Origin of the sequence: Mycobacterium sp. E2462 (assembly GCF_001672685.1) — a bacterium.
Taxonomy (GTDB): domain Bacteria; phylum Actinomycetota; class Actinomycetes; order Mycobacteriales; family Mycobacteriaceae; genus Mycobacterium.
The window spans coordinates 12,779-30,026 of record NZ_LZKC01000364.1 but is presented as its reverse complement, the minus strand read 5'-3'; the positions used below and the strand labels follow the sequence as shown (position 1 = coordinate 30,026).

Sequence of the window (17,248 nt, the reverse complement as noted above, 5' to 3'; positions counted from 1 at the left end):
AGATTCAGATCCGCCGGGTGGCCCAGCGCCTGTTGAAGTTCGGCGCAAAGTGACGGGCCCGGGCCGCGCGGCCACCGCCGTCGACCTGGCGCTCGCGCTGCGCGGCGTGCTGGCGCCGGTGCTCGGCGGTGAGCCCGCGATCGAGAACCTGCGCGCCCTGACCGGCGGCGCCAGCCGGACCACCTGGGCGTTCGACGCGGACCTGGCCGGACGACGCCGCTCGCTCATCCTGCGTACCGGGCCGCCCGAGGCCGTGCACGCCGGCATGGAGCTCGAGGCCAGCGCCCAGGCCGCCGCCGCGGCGGCGGGCGCGCCCGTCCCGCACGTCCTAATCGCCGCCGATTCCCTTGACGCCTTGGGCACCCCGTATCTCATCTGCGACGAGGTCCGTGGCGAGACCATCGTCCGGCGCATCCAACGCCAGCTCGACGCCGCCGGTGGCCGCGCGGCCCGGGCCCGTCACTTTGCGCCGAACTTCAACAGGCGCTGGGCCACCCGGCGGATCTGAATCTCCTCGGCGCCCTCGGTGATGCGGTACCGCCGGTGATGGCGGTAGATGTGCTCGAACGGCTCGTGCCGGCTGTAGCCGAGGCCGCCGAAGATCTGCATGGCCCGGTCGGCGGCGTCGCACACCAGCCGGTTTGCGCGATAGTTGGCCATCGAAACCTTGTCCGACACCTCCATGTGGTGGTCGCGGTCCAGGTGCCAGGCCGCGTAGTGCACCAACAGCCGGACCATCTGGGCTTCGGTCTGCAGCTCGGCCAGCGGCCACTGCACGGCCTGGTTGACCGACAGCGGCTTGCCGAAAACCCGGCGCGCCCCGGCGTATTCGGCGGCCCGGTCGATGCAGTACTGCGCCGCGCCCAGGCTGCTGGCCGCCTGCCGAATCCGGTTCTCGTGCAGAAAGGTCTGGGCGACCTCCAGCCCGCGGTCCACCTCACCCAGCACGGCGTCGGCCGGCACCCGCACGTCGGTGAGCTCGACCTCGCCGTGGTCGGTGGGCATGTTGAAGGTCCACCAGTAGTACGGGACGGTGAAACCGGGCGCATCGGTGGGCACCAGGAAGGCGGTGATGCCCAGGGCGGCGCCGGGCTCCCCGGACGTCCGCGCGAATACCAGGTCGTGGGTGGCCCGGTGCACTCCGGTGTTGAACCGTTTGGCGCCGTTGAGCACCCAGCCGTCGCCGTCGGCCTGCGCGCGGGTCTCTAGCCAGGTCGCGTCCGAGCCGTGTTGGGGTTCGGTCAGACCGAACGCCATCGAGCGCTCACCGGTGATCAGCGCCTCCGACCACACTCGGCGTTGTTCGTCGGTGCCGAAGCGCTCCATCATGATCACCTGCGGGAAGTTCCCGACGATCGACGATTCGTTCTGCAGATCGTTGTGCAGTCCCAGGCCGCGGTGCGCCAGGTGTTCGCGGATCACGGCCATGTCGAGGTTGCTGCCGTCGCGGCCCCCTAACGACGCCGGCAGCCCGTAGCGCAGCCAGCCGGCTTGGTCGGCGCGCCTGCGCATTTCGGCAAGGAGGTTTTCCCACTCGTCGGTGGGGATGCCGTCGTTGTCCCAGTCGGTGCGGGCATGTTCGCGGCGCTTGTCGAAGTACTGGATGTTGTCGCGTTCCAGCGGCTTGATCTCGGCTTCGATGAACTCGTCCATCTCGGCGAGCACACCCGGAAGGTGTTCGGGCAAAGTGAAATCCACGTTATCTCCTCGGGTCCGCGCGGCCAGTGTTCGTCCCTACCGGCGAAGCCGCCGAGATAAAACCTCCCGCCGACGTTACCGGGCTGCGCCGGCCCTCGGCCGTCAGCGCCGGTGTTGCCCGGGGGCGGAGATCAGTCACGGATCCGGTCCCCGGCCCGCAGCAGCGCACTGGGAAGGTCATGGCCGACAACGGATTTCGCGACGCGGGCGGCGGCGATGGCCGCCTGCAGGTCGATATCGACCTCGATGCCGCTGTCGCGCAGCAGATAAACTAGATCCTCGGTGGCGATGTTGCCCGTGGCGCCGGGCGCGAAGGGGCAGCCGCCCAGGCCGCCCGCCGACGCGTCCAGGCGGGTGACTCCGCACTGCACGGCGGCGTAGGCGCTGGCCAGTCCCGAGCCGCGGGTGTTGTGGAAGTGCGCGCCCAGCGGCAGGTCGCCGATGACCGGGCGCAGTTGCGCGACAAGCGAATTCACCCGACCCGGTGTGACGGTGCCGATGGTGTCGGCGATGCAGAACCGGTCGGCCCCCGCGCCGCGGGCGGCGGTGGCGATCTCCAGCACCCGCTGCGGCGGGGTCGCGCCCTCGAAGGGGGAGTCCCAGGCCGTCGCGACGACGACTTCGACCGTGGCGCCGGAGTCGTGCGCGATGCCGACGATCTCGCCGATCTGCTCGGTGGCCTCAGCGCTGGTGCGTCCCACGTTGGCGTTGCTGAAGGTGTCGTCGGCGGCGACGACGTACTCGATCGAACGCAACCCGGCCGCGACGGCCCGCTTGGCGCCGCCCGCGCTCGCGACCAGCGCCGAGAATTCGATATCGGGATAGTCCCGCAAGTGGGCGGCGAGCTCGGCGGCGTCGGCCATCGACGGAACCTTGGACGGGGACACGAATGCGGTGGCCTCGACCTCGCGCACACCGGTCGCCGCCACGGCGGCCAGCAGTTCGAGCTTGGCCGACAACGGGATCGGCTTCTCGATCTGCAACCCGTCGCGCAGCGCCACCTCACGAATGTCGACCTTGGTCACAGCACCCCCTCGGTCCGCAGCTCGTCGAGTTCTTTTCGTGTCAGGCCCAGCAGCCCCAGGTAGACCTCGTCGTTGTGCTGCCCCGGTCGAGCGGGGCCGGCGCTGCGCACGGCGCCCGGCGACTCGGAGAGGACCGGCACCACGCCCGGCCCCAGCACGGTGCGCCCGACGCGCTCGTCGTAGTGCTCGACCAGCATGCCGCGGGCGCGCAGCTGCGGGTCCGCGACCACCTCGGCCACCGTGTTGATGGGTCCGGCGATGACACCGGCAGCGCTCAGCGTGTCGATGATGTCGGCGGGTTGCCGCGCTGCCGCCCATTCGCCGATGATCTCGTCGAGCTCGTCTTGGTTGCGGCCGCGGGCGACGTGGGTGTCGAACCGGTCGTCGGTGGCCAGCTCCGGGCGCCCCATCACCTTGCACAGGCGTGCGAATACCGTGTCCTGGTTTGCGGCGATCACCACCCAGGAGCCGTCGGCGGTGCGGTAGATGTTCGACGGCGCGATGCCCTCGAGTCGGGTGCCCGACGGTCCGCGCACCACGCCGCCGAGGTCGTAGTCGGGGATCGTGGATTCCTGTACAGCCAAACACGATTCGGTCAGCGCGACGTCCACCACCTGGCCGCGACCGGTGACGCTGCGGCGGTACAGCGCGGCCAGCGCGCCCTGGGCGCCGAACATGCCGGCGAGGCTGTCGCCGAGCGAGAGCGCCAGCCGCGGCGGCGGGCCGCCGGGGAAGCCGTTGAGGTGCCGCAATCCGCTAGCGGCCTCGGCGACCGAGGCGTACCCGGCCTTGCGCGCGTCCGGGCCGGTCTGGCCGTAACCGGAGACGCGGACCAGGATGACGCCGGGGTTGCGGTCGCGCAGCACGTCGTAGCCGAGGTCCCATTTCTCCAGCGTGCCGGGGCGGAAGTTCTCGACCACGATGTCCGACTCGGCGACGAGGTCGAGAAACAGCTCGCGGCCCCGCGGATGGCGCAGGTCCAGGGTGACGGCGCGCTTGTTGCGGGCGTGCACCGTCCAGAACACGTGGTGGCCGTCGAGCTCCGCCTGGCCCCAGGTTCGCAGCGGGTCCGGGGCCCCCGGCAGCTCCACCTTGATGACGTCGGCGCCCATGTCGCCCAGCAGCCGGCCGGTGAAGGGGCCGGCGATCAGGGTGCCCAGTTCGAGGGCCCGGATGCCGTCGAGGGGTCCCGCCGCGCCGGGTGACGTCATCGCGCACCCGCGAAGCGGTGCCCGGCTTGGCAATCGGTGACGACGGCGCCCCGCCTGTCGCGGTGGCCTTGGCCCGCGTAATGTCCTGTGGCGCAGCGAATGTCGTGCATATCCTCGTCCTGGTGCCCGTCGAGTGGCCAGCGGTTGTGGCTTGGCTCGTCGGCAACATTACTCATCGATGGCGCCGGAATGTCGGGGGACTACAGGCCAGCCGGTCACCACGGGCGTCGTCGCCGTTGCGGCGCGACAGCCAACCGCGGCGTGTTGGGGTCTGCCAAGGTGCCGTGCACGACGAACCCAACTCTCCTGACGGCGGGGGCGACGAGCGCAAAACTGAAAAGTGACGTTAGTTTTCGCTACTGCACCGCACAAGGGGCCGACGGGCGCGCGCGTGGGCTCAGGAGCCCCAGCGGTCCCAGTCCGGAGTCGACTGGTTTTGTGCCCACCTCATAGCGACAACTGAAGAATGCGCCGCGTAGCGTGCCGCTCGCTAACCGCGGTGTCGCTGTGAGGCGGGCACTTCGCCTATCACCGCGGAGAGCGGCCGCCCCGAAGCACGCCGGAAGCGCGCCGCAAGCGCGCCGCCCCTAGCCGCGTACCCGCAGAACGACCTTGCCCTTCGCGGTGCGGTTCTCCAGCGACGCGATGGCGGCGCCCGCCTCGTCCAGCGAGTAGACCGCGGGCTCGGGGGCGGCGAGCTCGCCAGACGTGAGCAGCCGTTCGAGGCCGGCCCACTGCTCGGCCAGCGCGCCGGGGTGGCGTCCCGTCCACGCGCCCCAACCCACGCCGACCACGTCAATGTTGTTGAGCAGCAACCTGTTTACCTTGACGGTAGGAATTTCGCCGCCGGTGAAGCCGACCACCAGAAGCCGCCCACCGGGGGCCAGGGAACGCAACGAATCGGTGAACCGATCGCCGCCGACGGGGTCGAGGACGATGTCGACCCCGCGGCCGTCGGTCAGTTCCTTGACCGCGTCCTTGAACCCGTCGGCCAGGACCACGTCCGTGGCACCGGCGGCGGTGGCGATGTCGGCCTTCTCCGGCGTGCTGACCACCGCGATGCTGCGCGAAGCCCCCAGCGCCGGCGCCAGCCGCAGCCCGGAGGTGCCGATGCCTCCGGCCGCTCCGTGCACCAGCACCGTCTCGCCCCGCTGCAGCCGCCCGCGCGTCGTCAACGCGAAATACACGGTCAGGTCGTTGAACAACAACCCGGCGCCCGCCTCGAAGCTGACGTTGTCGGGCAGCTTGAACACGCGGTCGGGCGACAACACGGCGACCTCGGCCATGCCGCCCGCGAGCATCGTCAGGCCGACCACCCGGTCCCCGGGCCGCACGTGGGCGTCGTCGGACGCGGAGCGGACCACCCCGGCGATCTCGGCGCCCAGCACGAACGGCGGATCGGGGCGGTACTGGTAGAGGCCGCGGGTGAGCAGCGCGTCGGGAAACGCTACGCCGGCCGCGTGCACGTCGACCACCACGCCCTCGCCGGCCGGCTCGTCGATGTCGGCCAACTCGACCGCGTCAGGACCGTCCAGCCGGGTCACCCGTATCGCGCGCATGCCACCTCCGTCGTCAGCCGATCAGCGCCCGCCCAGCGTATGCCGACTCAGAAACCACCGGCGACCCGCACCACCGCGCGCCCGGAGAACTCACCGGCACGCACCCGGTCGATCGCGCCCACCACGTCCTTGACGTCGACGTCGGTCACCAGCGAGTCCAGGTGACGGGGCCGCAACGTATCGCCCAGGCGGGCCCACAGCTCACGGCGCCGCCCGATCGGCATCAGGACCGAATCCATGCCCAGCAGCGCGACGCCGCGCAGGATGAACGGCATCACCGTGGTGTTCAGCGCCGGGCCGCCGGTGAGCCCGCTGGCCGCGACCGCGCCGCCGTAGTCGACGGTGCTGAGCACGTCGGCGAGGGTCGCGCCGCCCACGCAGTCCACGGCGCCCGCCCAGCGCGCCTTGCCCAACGGTCGCGGCTTGGCGTCGGGGTCGGCGGGTAGCCGACCGATAACCTCCGCGGCACCAAGGCTTTTCAAGCGGTCGGCCGCGTCGGCCTTGCCGGTCGACGCCACCACCTGATAACCGGCAGCCGCCAGCAGGTCCACGCTGACCGAGCCCACGCCGCCGGTGGCGCCCGTGACCACGATGGGGCCGGCGTCGGGCGCGATGCCCCAATCCAGGAGTGCCTGCACGCTCATCCCCGCGGTGAACCCGGCGGTGCCGATCGCGGCGCCCTCGTGCGGGCTGAGGGGGCCCAGCGGCACCACCTGGTCGGCGGGCAACCGCGCGTACTCGGCGTAGCCGCCGTGGTGGCCGGTGCCGATCGCGTACCCGTGAGCCAATACCTGGTCGCCGACGGCGAAGTCGGGCGATGCGGAGTCGACGACTTCGCCGGTCAGGTCGATGCCCGGCACCACCGGATAATTGCGCACCACCCCGCCGCCGGGCGTCAGCGCCAACGCGTCTTTGTAGTTGACGCTCGAGTACAGCACCCGGATTGTCACGTCACCGGGCGGCAGGTCGGAGTTGCCCAGCGTTTCGATCGAGGTCGTTATCCGGTCACCATCTTGGCGCGCAACGAGCGCTTGAAACGTGTCCATGCCTCGACGCTAGCCTCGGCCGACGAGTTCCTTCCCACTCGGTCGGTGCTCTGTCTCGCGGACCGAACTCGACGACGCGGTGCGCCAACGGATGAACGCCGCCGGCTGACGCTATTTGAGCTCGGCCGACGACAGGCCCAGCAGGCGGCGGGCGACCACTAGCTGCTGAATCTGCTGGGTGCCCTCGAAGATGTCGAGGATCTTCGAGTCGCGTGCCCACTTCTCCAGCAGCGACTGTTCGGAATAGCCTGCCGTGCCGGCCAATTCGACGGACTTGAGGGTGACGTCACTGGCCATCCGCCCCGCCTTGGCCTTGCTCATCGAGGCCTCTTTGGAGTTCGGGATCTTGTTGTCCGCCTGCCACGCGGCGCGCAGCGCAAGCAGATAGGCCGATTCCCAATCGGCCTCCATCCGCAGGAATTCCGACGCCGCGGCGCTCTGCACGTGCGACGGCTGGTCATAGGAGATTTCCACGCCGGCGTCGGTGAGGATCTTGCGGATCTCCTCCAACGCGGCGCGTCCGACGCCGATGGCCATGGCGGCCACGATCGGCCGGGTGTTGTCGAAGGTCTCCATTACCCCGGAGAAGCCCTTGCCGACCTCAATCTCGGGGTTGCCCAGCAGGTTCTCCTTGGGAATGCGGACGTTGTCGAACCGGATCGCCGCCGTGTCGGAGCCCTTGATGCCGAGCTTGCGTTCGAGGCGCTCGACGGTGACGCCGGGGTGCTCGCGTGGGACGATGAACGACTTGATCGCGGCGCGGCCCTTGGACTTGTCCAGGGTGGCCCACACCACGATGTGCGTGGCGCGCGAACCCGCTGTCACGTAGATCTTTTCACCGTTGATGACGTATTCGTCGCCGTCCAGCTTGGCCGTCGTCGAGACCGCCGCCGAGTCCGAGCCGAAGTCGGGTTCGGTGATGGCCATCGCCGCCCACACCTTGCCCAACCGCTCGAGCTGCTCGTCGGTCGCCACGGCGGAGATGGCCGCGTTGCCGAGGCCCTGATAGGGCACCGACAGCATCATCGCGACGTCGCCCCAGCTCGCCTCCAGCGTCTGCAGCAGCGCGGCCATGTTGGCGCCGTTGCGGTTCTGGTCGCCGGCCTGGCCTTCCGCGCGCAGGGAGTTGGCCCCCGCCATGTCGGTCGACGCGGACGCCCCTTCGAACATCTTGAACAGGGTGTCGAGTTCGACCGGGTAGGCGTGCTCGGCCAGGTCGTATTTGCGGCCGATGGGCCGCATCAGCTCGGCGGCACCCTGATGGGTGGTGACGGCCACCGTCTGCAACTTGCGAGGGAGCTCCAAATTGATTGCCATGATTGGACTTTCGGATCGAAGTTGAGGAGGTGCTAGATGACGACGACGCCCTCGGCGACGCCGATGGCCCGCAGATCGCGGTACCAGCGTTCGACCGGGTGTTCCTTCGTGAAGCCGTGACCGCCCAGCAGCTGAACGCCGTCCAGGCCGATCTGCATGCCCTTGTCGGCGCCGAGGCGCTTGGCCAGCGCCGCTTCGCGGATGAAGCTGAGACCCTGTTCGGCGCGGGCGGCGCCGCGCCAGGTGATCAGGCGCAGTCCGTCCAACTCGATGGCGATGTTGGCGCACATGAAGGCGACGGCCTGCCGGTGCGCGATGGGCTCACCGAAGGCTTCGCGCTCCTTGACGTAGGGCACGACGTAATCGAGCACGGCGTGCGAGGTGCCGACGGCCAGCGCCGCCCAGCCCAAGCGGGACAGCGCGAGCGCCTCGGAATAGTCACCGTCGGTCGCGTCGTCCTCGCCCAGCCGGGCGCTCAGCGGGACCGTCACGCCGGACAGTTCGATCTGGCCGAGGGCCGCCGCGCGCAGACCCATGCTCGGATTAGGCTTGACGGCAACACCTTTCGTCGCCGCCTCGACGATGAACAGCGCCGGCTTGCCGTTGAGCTGCGCGCCGACGATGAACAGCTCGGCGTCGGCCGCGGCGGGGACGAGCGACTTGACGCCGTCGAGGCGGTAACCGCTCGGCGTCCGCACGGCGGTGGTCTTGAGTCGCGTCGGGTCGAACAGCGGTTGCGGCTCGGCGATCGCGACGCAGGCCTGCGGCACGTTGTCGCCGGCGAACTCCGGCAGATAGGTGGCCTGCTGATCGGCGCTGCCCCAATGGGTCAGCGCCGACGCGACACCGCCCGGGGCCAGGATTGGCAGGGCCAGACCCATGTCGCCGTAGGCCAGCGCCTCGGCGACCAGGACGTTGGTCACGCTGGAGCGGTGTTCGGCGATGCCGTCGAATTCCTCGGGAATGTTGACGGCGGTGATGCCGAGCTCGGCGGCCTTGGCGATCAGGTCGGCCGGATAGGTGGCCGCGTCGTCGGCGTCGGCCGCGGCGGGGCGCAGGATCTCCGCGGCGAACTCGTCGACGGTCTCGACGATCATCTTCTGGTCGTCGTCGGGCGTCAGGTCGAAATAATCCTTGCCGCTGGACTTCAGCCGGGTCGGGCCGCGGCCCACGCTTTGCACCCGCTTCCACTGCCGGGCCGCCGCGGCCGTCGTGGAGAAGATGGCCTTGGTGCCGTAGCGCAGGCCGTCGTTGAGGGGGTCGCGCAGGTGATAGCGGTCCAGGAATTCCTGGCCGACGAGCGGCGTGATGAGCGCGATGGCGACGTCGATGCCGGTGCGCTTGTGGGGCCGAAGCCCGACGCCGTTCTCGGGGCCGGGCCTGCGGCGGCGTCGGGGCGATGTGGACGTCTTGGGTGAACCGGAAACAGTGTCGGTCATGTCGGCAGCCTCGATCGTTGGGGCAATGCGGAACAAGGCTATCTTACTGCCGAGTAAGATAGAAGGACCAGGCTGTTAACTAATTCACAACTCCCAGGGCATCGAGGACGGGTCGGTGCAGCAGGCCGTTGGTCGCGACCGCGCTGCCGCCATGCGGCCCCGGCGCGCCATCGAGGTTCGTGAAGGTGCCGCCGGCTTCCCGCACCAGGATGTCGAGAGCCGCCAAATCCCATACGGACACCTCGGGTTCGGCGGCGATGTCGACGGCGCCCTCCGCGAGCAGGCAGTAGGAGAAGAAGTCGCCGAACGCCCGCACCCGCCAGACGGCGTCGGTGAGCGCGAGAAAGCGATCGTGAATCCCGAGTTCCGCCCATCCGGACAGGCTGGAAAACGACAGCGACGCCGAATCCAGTTGTGGCACAGCAGAAACGGAGAGGGGGCGCGGGGCGGAGTCGGCGACGGCGACGAACGCGCCGCGGCCGTGCGACGCCCACCACCGGCGTTGCAGCGCCGGTGCGCTGACCACCCCGACTATGGGAACCCCGTCGTCGAGCAGCGCGATCAGGCTCGCCCACACGGGCACACCGCGCACAAAGTTCTTGGTGCCATCGATCGGATCGATGATCCACTGACGTCCCGTGAATGAGGTGTCGCCGCCGAACTCCTCGCCGACAACGCTGTCCGCGGGGCGTTGGCGCCCCAACGCCTCGCGTAGCTCGCTTTCGACCGTGCGGTCGGCGTCCGTCACCGGGGTCAGGTCGGGTTTGGTGTCCACCCGCAGGTCGAGCGCGCCGAACCGCGCGGTGGTGAGCGCGTCGGCGCGGTCGGCCAGCAGCAACGCCAACGCCAGATCGTCCTGACTCATGCCAGCAGTCCTATCACGGCCCTACCATGGGCCGGGTGTGGGAATTCGGTCTATTGCTGCTGCTGGTGGCCGTCCTGGGCGGGTTCCTGGCCCAACGGTTCATCCCACGCGGGCCCCGCGGCGAGCTGTTGAGCGGGACGTTGTTGGTCACCGGCGTCAGCCCGCGACCGGACGCCACCGGTGAGCAATACGCCACCATCGCCGGGGTGATCAACGGCCCCACCGTGGCCGAGCATGCGGTCTATCAGCGGATGGTGCTCAACGCCGATCCCGGTGCGGACCAATGGCCGACGATCGGCCAGCTGTTCCCGGTGCTGTACTCGTCGAAGAATCCCGACAATTGGCGGTTCGCGCCCACCGAGCCGCCGGCGCCGACGGAACCGCCCGTGCCGCCCGTGCCGCCGCAGCCGCCGGGCCCGCCGCCGCGATGACCAAAGACCCGCGGCCGGTGCCCCAAGGCCCCTAGGGCCGCCCGGCGACCGCGCGTAGCGTCGAATGTGCAGGCACTTTCATCGACGCAGGAGACCGCGATGCCGGAATCAACCCAGACTGTGGTCGTCGGAGTCGACGGGTCGCACGCGGCCACCGCTGCGGCGTGCTGGGCCGTCGACGAAGCGGTGAGCCGCGACGTGCCGCTGCGACTGGTCTACGTGATCGAAGAGGGGGCCGCCGCGCGGCCGGCGTCGCGCGGTGCCCGCGTCGCCGCCGCGCAGGCCGCGCTGTACGTCGCCCGTCGCGCCGTCGAGGGGAGCGGTAAGCCGGTGAAGATCGAGACGGAAGTCCTGCGCGGCAGGCCGCTCACCAGGCTGATCGAGCAGTCGCGGTCCGCGGCGATGATCTGCGTGGGATCGGTCGGAGTGCGGCACGCCCGCGACGGCATCGGCTCCACCGCGGCCGCGCTGGCGGAGGCCGCGCTGTGTCCGGTGGCCGTGATCGGGCGACCGGCGGGCCGCCCAGACGCCCCGGCCGCCCGCCGCGTGGTGGTGCGCGCGGAGAACGGCGTGGCGATGCACCACGCCTTCCAGGAGGCGCGGCTTCGCCACCTTCCGCTGCGGGCCTTCGCGACAACCACTTCCGGGGCCTCCAGCGGTGACGGCGCGACCCGGTCGGCGCACGCACAATTGACCCGTCGCCTCGAGCAGTGGGCGCGGGTGTACCCCGACGTGACCGTCGAGCCCGCCGTCGTCGACGGCGACGTCGACCGGTACTTGGACGACGACGAGGCCGAACAGCTGTTCGTCACCGACACCCAGGTGCGCTTCGACGTGTGCGGCGCCCACCACGCCGGCCGCTCGGTGTTGGCGGTGCGGCCCCGCAACCTGTGACCCGCGGTCAGCCGTGGCTGACGTGCAGCAACTTGGCCAGGCTCGGCAGCTTGACGCGGGGACGTCCGTGCGGCTCGCCGGCCGCCCGCTCGTGGCGGTCGATGACGTCCCAGTGCTCGGAGGTGACCAGCTTCGGCTGGCGCTCGGCGAGCCATTTGGCCAACGCGTCGGCGTGGTCGTCGGCAAACTCCGGCCGTCCGGCGTCGCCGGCGCGGGCCAAGTCGGCCAACAGGGTGTCGACGGTGTCTTGCGAGTCCTTCTTATTGGTGCCGATGACACCGGTCGGGCCGCGCTTGATCCAGCCGACGACGTACTCGTTGCGGCTGCCCTCCACCCGCCCGGCGGCGTTGGGGATCGTCGCGGATGCGTCGTCGAACGGCAGGCCGGGCGTCGGCACCCCGCGGTAACCGACCGACCGCACCACCAACTGCACCGGCAGTTCCTCGCGCTCGCCGGTGTCGCGGGCCGTCACCCGCCCGTCCGGGGTGGTGCGGAGCTCGTTGCGGCCGAGCACAATGGCCTCCACTTTGCCGTCGCCCTTGATCTCTATCGGCGACGTCATGAAGCGCAGCACGATCCGCCGGTGCCCCGGGCGGGGCGCGCGGGCCGCGTAGTCGCGCAGCGCGGCGATGTTCTGCTTGGCTGTCTTCCCGGCCGCCGCCGCGTCCTCGTCGGTGATGCCGGCCAGCTGGGCGGGGTCGACGATCACGTCGACGTTCTCCAAGTCGCCAAGCTCCCGCAGCTCAAGCGTGGTAAACGCGGTCTGCAACGGTCCGCGCCGGCCGATCACCACCACTTCGGCCACCCCGCACGGCCGCAGCGACTCCAGGGCGTGGTCGGCGATGTCGGTCTGTCCGAGCACCTCGGGGTCGGTGACTAGGATGCGCGCGACGTCCAGCGCGACGTTGCCGTTGCCGACGACCACCGCCCGCGCGCCGGAGAGGTCGGGCGTCGACGCCTCGAAACTCGGGTGCGCGTTGTACCAGCCGACGAAGTCGACGGCGGCGATGCTGCCGGGCAGGTCCTCGCCGGGGATGCCGAGCGCGCGGTCGGACTGCGCGCCCACGGCGTAGATGACGGCGTCGTAGCGGTCGGCGAGCTCGTGGGCGTGCACGTGCTCCCCGACGACCACGTTGCCGAAGAAGCGGAACCGCGGGTCCTGCGCCGTCTTCTCGAATTGCTTGCTGATCGACTTGATCTTGGGGTGGTCCGGCGCGACGCCCGAGCGCACCAGGCCCCACGGTGTCGGCAGCATCTCCAACATGTCGACGGTCACGTCGATGTCGTCGGAGGCGTCGGCCGCCTTCAACAAAGATGCGGCGGCGAAGAAACCCGACGGCCCGGAGCCGACGATGGCAACGTGATAGGGGCGCATGCTCGACCTTCTGTTCGTGCACTGCGCGCAAGGGCTGGCGCACGCAGCGGGGCTGCACTTGATCGTGATTCGATGCTAAACGCTGGACCGCCGGCGGTGACGCGAACACTCGCCGTCGGCGGCCGCAGATCGGCGCCCCGGTAACGTGGTCGCCTGTGGAACCCGACCGGCAAGCCGACATCGCCGCCCTTGACTCGACCCTGACCACGGTGGAGCGGGTGCTCGATGTCGACGGTCTGCGGGCCCGGATCGAGACGTTGGAGCGGGAGGCCTCGGACCCGCAGCTCTGGGACGACCAGACCCGCGCACAGAAAGTGACCAGCGAGCTGTCGCACGCGCAGGGCGAGCTGCGCCGGGTCGAAGAGCTGCGCAGCCGGCTCGACGACCTGCCGGTGCTCTACGAGCTGGCGGCCGAGGAGGGCGAGGGCGCCGCGGACGCGCTCGCCGAGGCCGACGCCGAACTCAAGGCGCTGCGCGCCGACATCGAGGCCACCGAGGTGCGGACCTTGCTGTCGGGGGAGTACGACGAACGCGAGGCGCTGGTCACCATCCGCTCCGGCGCCGGCGGGGTGGACGCGGCCGACTGGGCCGAGATGCTGATGCGCATGTACATCCGATGGGCCGAGCAGCACAAGTACCCCGTCGAGGTGTTCGACACCTCCTACGCCGAAGAGGCCGGCATCAAGAGCGCGACCTTCGCCGTGCACGCCCCGTTCGCCTACGGGACGCTCTCGGTCGAGCAGGGCACGCACCGGTTGGTCCGCATCAGCCCGTTTGACAATCAGAGCCGGCGTCAGACATCGTTTGCAGAAGTTGAGGTTCTCCCCGTCGTGGAGACCACCGACCACATCGACATCCCGGAAGGCGATGTGCGCGTGGACGTTTACCGCTCAAGTGGCCCCGGCGGCCAATCGGTGAACACCACCGACTCGGCGGTCCGTTTGACGCACATCCCGACGGGTATCGTCGTGACTTGCCAGAACGAAAAATCTCAACTGCAGAACAAGATCTCGGCCATGCGGGTGCTTCAGGCAAAGCTGTTGGAGCGCAAGCGTTCCGAAGAGCGCGCCGAGTTGGACGCGTTGAAGGGCGAGGGCGGAAGTTCGTGGGGCAACCAGATGCGCTCCTACGTCCTGCAGCCCTATCAGATGGTCAAAGATCTGCGAACCGACTACGAAGTCGGCAACCCGGCGGCCGTCCTGGACGGAGACATCGACGGGTTCCTGGAAGCGGGAATCCGGTGGCGCAACCGAAAAGATGACGAATAACACAACTATTCTTGCCGCATCCGTGATGCAACGCTGGCACGACTTCTGGCGGGGCGAGATCGGCGAATGGATCATCACGCGCGGCCTGCGGGTCGCCATGGTGGTGATCGCGGCGATACTGGCCGTCCGGTTCGTCACCTGGGTGGCCGACCAGGTCGCCCGTCAACTCGACGAAAAGTTCGCGGAGAGCGACGCCCTGGTGCGCTCGGAGTCGACCAAGCACCGCCAGGCCGTGGCGTCGGTCATCCAATGGGTGTCGATCGTGCTGATCGGCATCTGGGGTGTCGTGCAGATCGCCGAGGTGCTGCAGTTCTCGGTGAGCGGCCTGGTCGCGCCGGCGACCGTGGTCGGCGCCGCGCTCGGCTTCGGCGCGCAGCAGGTGGTCAGGGACCTGCTGTCGGGCTTTTTCATCATCGCCGAAAAGCAGTACGGCTTCGGTGACCTGGTGACGCTGACCATCGTCTCGACGGCCGAGGCCAGCGGCACCGTCGAGAACGTGACGTTGCGGGTGACCCGGCTGCGCTCCCCGAACGGCGAGGTGCTGACCATCCCCAATGGCCAGATCATCAAGGCCGTCAACCAGTCGAAGGACTGGGCCCGCGCCGTCGTGGACATTCCCGTGTCCACCAGCGCCGACCTGAACCGGGTCAACGAGGTGTTGCACCAGGAGTGCGAGCGGGCGCTGGACAACCCACTGCTCGGCGAGCTGCTGCTCGACGCGCCCACGGTGATGGGCGTCGAAAGCATCGAGGTGGATACCGTGACCCTGCGGATGGTGGCCCGGACGCTGCCCGGCAAGCAGTTCGAGGCCGGTCGCCAGCTGCGCGTGCTGGTCATCCGGGCGCTGGCGCGGGCGGGGATCGTCACGGCGGCCGACGCCAGGGTGGGCCTCGTCGACGACGCGGCCGTTCCCGCGTCCCAGATCGCCCAGACGGCCGAGCTCGCCGAGTCCGGGCGGGCGTCGAACCCGGCGACCCACGAGTCGGTGCAGCAGTGAAATTCACGCTGAGTGTCCTCGAGAAACACCCGGAGGGGTCGGAGAAGAGCTGGCCCGCCTACATGCTGGGCGGCCGCGTCCGCACGTCGACCCTGGTCTTGGTCATCGCGTTCCTGGCCGTGTGGTGGACCTACGACCACTACCGACCGGAAGTGGAACCCAAGCCGCCGGCCCCGCAGGTGGTGCCGCCGGGCTTCGTCCCCGACCCCAACTACACCTGGGTGCCGCGCACCAGGGTGCAGCCACCGCAGCCCAGCGTGACTTACACGCCCAGGCCGACGCCCACCACCACCGTGCCGCCGCCACCGCCGACCTCGAGCGTTCCGGCGCCGACACCGACGACGACCACCACGGCGCCGTTCCAGCTCCCGCAGCTGCCATGCCTGCTGCCGGCGCCGTTCTGCCCGCCCAGTCCGTCGCCCTCGGCACCCCCGCCGCAGGCGCCGCAGCCGGGTCCCGGCCCGGTGCCGAGTTCGCGGCTACCGGCCAGTTGACTTCGTTCGCCAGCGAAATTCACCGCTACACTGGCGTGCCGTGATGATCACCCTCGACAATGTCAGCAAGAAGTACAAGACGTCGGCCCGCCCGGCGTTGGAAGACGTCAGCGTCAAGATCGACAAGGGTGAATTCGTCTTCCTGATCGGCCCGTCGGGGTCCGGCAAGTCGACGTTCATGCGGCTGCTGCTCGGCGAGGAGTCACCGAACACCGGCGATATCCGGGTCTCGAAGTTCCACGTGAACAAGCTGCGCGGACGCCACATCCCACGGTTGCGGCAGGTGATCGGCTGCGTGTTCCAGGACTTCCGGTTGCTGCAGCAGAAGACGGTGTATGAGAACGTCGCGTTCGCGCTGGAGGTGATCGGGCGGCGCACCGACGCCATCAACCGAACGGTGCCCGAGGTGCTCGAGACCGTCGGCCTGTCCGGCAAGGCGAACCGGTTGCCGCACGAGTTGTCCGGTGGCGAGCAGCAGCGGGTGGCGATCGCCCGCGCGTTCGTCAACCGGCCCCTGGTGCTCCTGGCGGACGAGCCGACTGGCAACCTCGACCCAGACACCAGTAAGGACATCATGGATTTGTTGGAGCGGATCAACCGCACCGGGACGACGGTATTGATGGCGACGCACGACCACCACATCGTCGACTCGATGCGTCAGCGCGTCGTCGAGCTGTCCCTGGGCCGGCTCGTGCGCGACGAGCAGCGCGGCATCTACGGGATGGACCGCTAAGTGCGCTTTGGTTTCCTCCTCAATGAGGTTCTGACCGGGTTCCGTCGCAACGTCACCATGACGGCCGCGATGATCCTGACGACCGCCATCTCGATCGCCCTGTTCGGCGGCGGTCTGCTGGTGGTCCGGCTGGCCGACAACTCCCGCGAGATCTACCTCGACCGGGTCGAGACGCAGCTGTTCCTCACCGACGACATCTCGGCCAACGACGCGACCTGCACCACGGATCCGTGCAAGGCGCTGCGCGAGAAGATCGACGCGCGCCAGGACGTCAAGTCCGTGCGGTTCGTCAACCGGCAGGACGCCTACACCGACGCCATCAAGAAGTTCCCCGAGTTCAAAGACGTCGCCGGCAAGGAGTCGTTCCCGGCGTCGTTCATCGTCAAGCTCAACAATCCCGAGCAGCATGCGGAGTTCGACGCCGCGATGCAGGGCCAGCCCGGCGTGCGCAGCATCCTCAACGAGAAGGACCTGATCGATCGGCTGTTCGCCGTCCTCGACGGCCTGCGCGACGCCGCGTTCGCCGTCGCGTTGGTGCAGGCGGTCGGCGCCGTGCTGCTGATCGCCAACATGGTGCAGGTGGCGGCGTACACCCGCCGCACCGAGATCCAGATCATGCGGCTGGTCGGCGCCAGCCGCTGGTACACCCAGCTGCCGTTCTTGGTGGAGGCGACGCTGGCCGCGGGGATCGGTGTGGCGATCGCGATCGTCGGGTTGATCCTGGTGCGGGCGCTGTTCCTGGACAACGCGCTGAGCCAGTTCTACCAAGCCCATCTGATCGCGAAGGTCGACTACGCCGACATCCTCTACATCTCGCCGTGGCTGATTCTGCTCGGCGTGAGCATGGCGGGATTGACAGCGTACGCGACGCTGCGCCTCTACATCAGGCGGTAGCT

16 protein-coding genes and 1 pseudogene are annotated in these 17,248 nt (G+C 69.4%); 8 read left to right on the top strand and 9 right to left on the bottom strand.

Going from position 1 to position 17,248, the window contains the following annotated elements; translation table 11 throughout:
• Positions 1-85 precede the first annotated feature (85 nt).
• Positions 86-457, top strand: a pseudogene (locus A5714_RS19275) (phosphotransferase); the annotation flags it as partial.
• Positions 458-459: 2 nt separating this feature from the next.
• On the opposite strand, the gene A5714_RS19270 reads toward A5714_RS19275, so the two are convergent.
• From A5714_RS19270 to hisN, 8 genes are all read right to left on the bottom strand, one after another.
• Positions 460-1,698, bottom strand: a complete 1,239-nt coding sequence (locus A5714_RS19270) for an acyl-CoA dehydrogenase family protein (protein ID WP_068287857.1) — start codon at positions 1,696-1,698, stop codon at positions 460-462.
• Positions 1,699-1,829: 131 nt separating this feature from the next.
• Complete coding sequence (locus tag A5714_RS19265) at positions 1,830-2,723, bottom strand: hydroxymethylglutaryl-CoA lyase (protein ID WP_068070394.1); 894 nt, start codon at positions 2,721-2,723, stop codon at positions 1,830-1,832.
• Positions 2,720-3,934 (bottom strand): CaiB/BaiF CoA-transferase family protein, encoded by a 1,215-nt coding sequence (locus tag A5714_RS19260; protein ID WP_068287854.1) that lies wholly within the window; start codon positions 3,932-3,934, stop codon positions 2,720-2,722. The genes A5714_RS19265 and A5714_RS19260 overlap by 4 nt, the downstream gene beginning before the upstream one ends.
• Positions 3,935-4,521: 587 nt before the next feature.
• Entirely contained in the window at positions 4,522-5,493 is a 972-nt protein-coding gene (locus tag A5714_RS19255; RefSeq protein ID WP_068287851.1) for an NADPH:quinone oxidoreductase family protein, read from the bottom strand.
• A 47-nt stretch (positions 5,494-5,540) separates the two neighbouring features.
• Complete coding sequence (locus tag A5714_RS19250) at positions 5,541-6,539, bottom strand: acryloyl-CoA reductase (RefSeq protein WP_068287848.1); 999 nt, start codon at positions 6,537-6,539, stop codon at positions 5,541-5,543.
• A gap of 111 nt (positions 6,540-6,650) precedes the next feature.
• Positions 6,651-7,856, bottom strand: a complete 1,206-nt coding sequence (locus tag A5714_RS19245) for an acyl-CoA dehydrogenase family protein (RefSeq protein ID WP_068070398.1) — start codon at positions 7,854-7,856, stop codon at positions 6,651-6,653.
• Between the two features lie 32 nt (positions 7,857-7,888).
• Complete coding sequence (locus A5714_RS19240) at positions 7,889-9,295, bottom strand: acyl-CoA dehydrogenase family protein (RefSeq protein ID WP_068287847.1); 1,407 nt, start codon at positions 9,293-9,295, stop codon at positions 7,889-7,891.
• A gap of 79 nt (positions 9,296-9,374) precedes the next feature.
• A complete protein-coding gene (gene hisN, locus A5714_RS19235) occupies positions 9,375-10,160 on the bottom strand; it encodes a histidinol-phosphatase (RefSeq protein ID WP_068287845.1) in 786 nt (261 codons plus the stop codon).
• Positions 10,161-10,195: 35 nt separating this feature from the next.
• Here hisN and A5714_RS19230 point away from each other — a divergent pair, with 35 nt between their 5' ends.
• Both A5714_RS19230 and A5714_RS19225 read left to right on the top strand, forming a co-directional pair.
• Positions 10,196-10,591 carry a hypothetical protein gene (locus A5714_RS19230; protein ID WP_068070434.1) on the top strand — a complete coding sequence of 132 codons (396 nt, stop codon included), beginning with the start codon at positions 10,196-10,198 and terminating at the stop codon, positions 10,589-10,591.
• Between the two features lie 99 nt (positions 10,592-10,690).
• The gene (locus A5714_RS19225) at positions 10,691-11,485 is read left to right on the top strand and encodes a universal stress protein (RefSeq protein ID WP_068287841.1); all 795 of its coding nucleotides are present in this window, start codon (positions 10,691-10,693) and stop codon (positions 11,483-11,485) included.
• A gap of 7 nt (positions 11,486-11,492) precedes the next feature.
• On the opposite strand, the gene A5714_RS19220 is transcribed toward A5714_RS19225, so the two are convergent.
• Positions 11,493-12,860 (bottom strand): FAD-dependent oxidoreductase, encoded by a 1,368-nt coding sequence (locus A5714_RS19220; protein WP_068287838.1) that lies wholly within the window; start codon positions 12,858-12,860, stop codon positions 11,493-11,495.
• A 155-nt stretch (positions 12,861-13,015) separates the two neighbouring features.
• Between A5714_RS19220 and prfB the strand changes: the two genes are divergently transcribed.
• The 5 genes from prfB to ftsX are packed head-to-tail and all read left to right on the top strand — an operon-like array spanning position 13,016 to position 17,246.
• Positions 13,016-14,128 (top strand): peptide chain release factor 2, encoded by a 1,113-nt coding sequence (prfB, locus tag A5714_RS19215; protein WP_068070403.1) that lies wholly within the window; start codon positions 13,016-13,018, stop codon positions 14,126-14,128.
• A complete protein-coding gene (locus tag A5714_RS19210) occupies positions 14,118-15,125 on the top strand; it encodes a mechanosensitive ion channel family protein (RefSeq protein ID WP_068287835.1) in 1,008 nt (335 codons plus the stop codon). Before prfB ends, A5714_RS19210 begins: the two co-directional genes overlap by 11 nt.
• Entirely contained in the window at positions 15,122-15,619 is a 498-nt protein-coding gene (locus A5714_RS19205) for a hypothetical protein (RefSeq protein ID WP_068287830.1), read from the top strand. The genes A5714_RS19210 and A5714_RS19205 overlap by 4 nt, the downstream gene beginning before the upstream one ends.
• A gap of 43 nt (positions 15,620-15,662) precedes the next feature.
• Positions 15,663-16,352 carry a cell division ATP-binding protein FtsE gene (ftsE, locus tag A5714_RS19200; RefSeq protein WP_068070406.1) on the top strand — a complete coding sequence of 230 codons (690 nt, stop codon included), beginning with the start codon at positions 15,663-15,665 and terminating at the stop codon, positions 16,350-16,352.
• On the top strand, positions 16,353-17,246 hold the full coding sequence (ftsX, locus tag A5714_RS19195; RefSeq protein WP_068070407.1) for a permease-like cell division protein FtsX: 894 nt from the start codon (positions 16,353-16,355) through the stop codon (positions 17,244-17,246).
• Positions 17,247-17,248 lie beyond the last annotated feature (2 nt).